Origin of the sequence: Enterococcus ratti (assembly GCF_001886195.1) — a bacterium.
Lineage (GTDB): Bacteria > Bacillota > Bacilli > Lactobacillales > Enterococcaceae > Enterococcus_B > Enterococcus_B ratti.
This window is the reverse complement of the sequence record NZ_JXLB01000043.1, coordinates 1-3,410: the sequence shown is the minus strand read 5'-3', so window position 1 is coordinate 3,410 and position 3,410 is coordinate 1. Positions and strand designations below refer to the sequence as shown.

At 33.3% G+C, this 3,410-nt stretch carries 3 protein-coding genes and 1 pseudogene; 1 reads left to right on the top strand and 3 read right to left on the bottom strand.

Annotation, left to right across the window (positions count from 1 at the left end):
* Window positions 1–345: 345 nt before the first annotated feature.
* Window positions 346–603, bottom strand: a complete 258-nt coding sequence (locus RV14_RS11495; RefSeq protein WP_071856379.1) for a hypothetical protein — start codon at window positions 601–603, stop codon at window positions 346–348.
* Window positions 604–1,642: 1,039 nt separating this feature from the next.
* On the opposite strand from RV14_RS11495, the gene RV14_RS11490 reads away from it, so the two are divergent.
* Window positions 1,643–2,548, top strand: coding sequence for a helix-turn-helix domain-containing protein (locus RV14_RS11490; protein WP_071856378.1), 906 nt, complete (start codon window positions 1,643–1,645; stop codon window positions 2,546–2,548).
* Window positions 2,549–2,604: 56 nt separating this feature from the next.
* On the opposite strand, the gene RV14_RS11485 is transcribed toward RV14_RS11490, so the two are convergent.
* Window positions 2,605–2,910 (bottom strand): type III secretion system protein PrgN, encoded by a 306-nt coding sequence (locus RV14_RS11485; protein WP_071856377.1) that lies wholly within the window; start codon window positions 2,908–2,910, stop codon window positions 2,605–2,607.
* Window positions 2,911–3,090: 180 nt separating this feature from the next.
* Window positions 3,091–3,410 (bottom strand): annotated as a pseudogene (locus RV14_RS11480) (primase C-terminal domain-containing protein); the annotation flags it as partial.

The window sequence follows — 3,410 nt, the reverse complement described above, 5'->3', positions numbered from 1 at the left end:
AAATGTTTCAAGTATCAGAAATCCTTCCGTTAACAGATAGTTACCAAAGTAACCCTTACCTGCGCTACTTACTTCTTCGCAATTTGCCTTCACAAAATCATCCCGAAGGGTCACTACGCCTTCAGGTACTGTCTTTCTTTAAACACAATCGTAGATTAGACAGCGAGAATATCTACGACTAGTAAGAAAACATTCGTATCTCCTTCTAAATCTTTTGCACCTCCTCATTTAGAAACCAGACGGTTTTCTTACATCCTTAATTGTGTTTTTTTTATTCAGTTTTCAAGGATCACGGTGTTCACAAGTAAAGAGATTTACTTGCAAACAAGAAAAATCTTTCCGTTCTTACATGTGTTTTGCCCTATAGGGTTTCTCTAGAAACAAGAGACATCCTCGTTTCTTTCTACGTTTTGCAATCACTTGATAATTCACACCAACAACCGTTCGAGTGGAACGATAAAGCATAGAAATTGGTCGGATTTGCTTTGATTGACGATTAATAAATCGTCCGTCCCCTAAGTTTGCCCAAATGCTGTTGTTATATAGCTTGATCGTAATTGCTTGACGCTTCAGATCTTCTACTGTACAAAATCTTTCAAACATTGCTTAAACTCCTTTAAAAGTGTTAAACTATGATTGTTCAACTTGTTGTTGAACAATGCAGAACCAAACAAAAAAGAGAGAGACTAGCTACTACCTTCAAAGATAATAACAGTCTCTCTCTTTATGCCATCAGAGCCTTCCTCACGATACGAAAACAATATACGCACTGCATCCAATGAATGAAATTAGATACACTACTCCATAAAATATTAATAAAACTAACACAAGTACAAAATACATGAGTGTTCATTGACATAAATTTATGGTATTATTGTTCACGTTGCAGGAAGCCCCTGTGGCAAAAAGGAGCAGCACCGTTATCTTTGGCTTAACGGTCGGGGTAGAAATCTATGACCCTAGGAAGAGGTGAGAGCCTTTCTAGGCGAGATTTCTAAACCACTCCTTTTTTTGTTGGGCTCTACATTGCACAGCAACGCATCATAACAAAAAAAGTTTATATTCACTTTTTAATTAAAGTCATTTTAAATAAATTACAAAAAAACAATAGCATAATAATTTTTTTTCTGCAAACTTTTTTACAAAGTTATTTTTAAGTGATTTATAAAAAAATGACGTTTTTTGTAAATTTTTTATAAAGAAAATCTACAAGTTATACCTAACAAATCGGATTATGATAAACTTCATTTGGATTTTATCCAAATCATCTTCCACAAGGAGAGGAACGCATTCATGTTCCTCTCTTTTTGTGAAAAATGAGCAGTTTATCAAACAAGACGTCCTATTTTCCACGTCCCATTACTTGAACACGCAGGAATTCATTCATTGCTTCTTCAGGTGTTTGATACATGAAATCACCCCTTTCAACTATTCGTTGCCAGCTGACAAATTCATTATATCAAGTATGCAAGTGTTATTAAACAGAAATACGAAAATGTAAAAAATATGAACATTTTGGGGTAAAAAAGGACCAAATGTTCAAATATTTTACATTTGGTATCGTTTTCAAAGGATTTTTCGAAGTTAAATAACTTTTGTTATTGTTGGTTTTTGTTATTTTATTTTTTAGGAGGGCAATCTCATGCAACAAACAGGAGACATTTTACGAAAGCTTCGTAAAAAAAGAGGTCTTACACAAAAAGAATTAGTTGCTGGAATTATATCAAGACCTAATTACTCAAAAATCGAAAACAATGAAATTCCACCAACTACTGAAACTTTATTATTATTACTCGAACGATTGAATTTAGATTACACTGATTACATTCGAGAAGTAAACAAAGAAACCAAGTTTAACGAATACAAAGCTTACTTTTTGAGAGCATTAAGCAATGATTTAACCATTAAACAAGTGAAAGAGTTATTTGATTACGTAAACCAACATCGATACATTAGCAATCGCTATTTTCACTTTTATGGAATCGTCAAAGGACATTTACATTACCGTTTTCCTAAAATCATTCCAAATTTCTCTGAAGAAGATAAAGACTATTTAAAAAACTATTTAAGCAAACTCCATAACAACTATAGTTTATATGATTTGAAATTAATTGCCGATTTTGCAGGGATTTTTTACACTTATGAGGATTTCAAAGAGCTTGTTCTAAATATGCCACCTCTTAATCCATATGCTTACGCAGACGATATTCATCCCTACAAACTCCATCTCCACCAAATCTATAACAACATCTGTGATATAGCAATTCGAGAAAAAGATTTTGTTACCGCAGATTTATTGCTAAAAAAGCATCATGAACTATTAGAAGTACACCCTGAACTACGTTACAACTTTTTTTATGAAATCAATCGATTATCTAAATGTTTTTACGAAACAAATGATCCGACTTACTTAGATTCAATCAAAAAATACGCTGATATTTTTAAAGAAATTCAAGATTATAACACAGCCGAAGCCATTTATCATCAAATCGAAGGTATGAAAAATGATCAAAAGATTAACCCTGAAGATTTAATTACTTATAGTTGACCTAAAAAAGAGCTATTTGACGACACTTTGTCCTAAAATAGCTCTTTTTTAAAGCCTTAATTCAATCTTTTTTTCACCTTTTTCCCCTTTTTAAACCCCACACGCTCACGATAACGATAATATTCATCTTGTAACTTCAACAATTCCTCATAAATTTCTCCCATATTACGACTAGAAGCTAAAGACAACGCATAAATAAACGACACAGGCAACGTCTCAACTGCCCGCTCCCTCGTTACCCAACTAGCCACAGTTCCTTGATTAAAACCATAAAGTTCACAAAATTGTTCTACAGGCATACCTAAATACCGCAAAATATAAACATTTACCGCATGAGAATACACATACAACTTCATAGACATAGAAACCCCTCCTTCAGATAACTACACATCATTACATACGTAATAATATTACAGACCTAACAAACTAAATAAAGCGAAACAACCACCAGAAGATAGATACAAACATCTAACTAAACAGAGCCAAATACCAGAAAAGTATCAAAGATATATTGTAAAAGGCAATTGACGTCTTTTATTTTTTCAACCTGTATCGACTTCAAATAACCTGATTTCTTGGGCTTCTTTCTCAGGGATTAGTTGTTGGATTGTACTTGTCCATTCATCGATGGTTAGCTTAAACTGCGCAATGATTCCTTGAATAAAGGCTTCTTTTTCTTCTTTATTTGCTTGGATCAAACTTGCGACTAACACACGTACAGAAGCAAGTAAAAGTCCGCCACCTCGTCCTTTTTTGACATGATAGAACACTTTGTGTTCTTGTTTTAAGGTGCTTAATGCACGATCTAAGCTTCTTAATGGCATATTTAATTGTCCCGCCAATTCTTTTTTAGACAGTTTCA

Bases quoted from the DNA above. Each gene is read 5' to 3' on its own strand.
- RV14_RS11495 (WP_071856379.1), bottom strand. From the start codon at position 603: ATGTTTGAAAGATTTTGTACAGTAGAAGATCTGAAGCGTCAAGCAATT.
- RV14_RS11490 (WP_071856378.1), top strand. From the start codon at position 1,643: ATGCAACAAACAGGAGACATTTTACGAAAGCTTCGTAAAAAAAGAGGT.
- RV14_RS11485 (WP_071856377.1), bottom strand. From the start codon at position 2,910: ATGTCTATGAAGTTGTATGTGTATTCTCATGCGGTAAATGTTTATATT.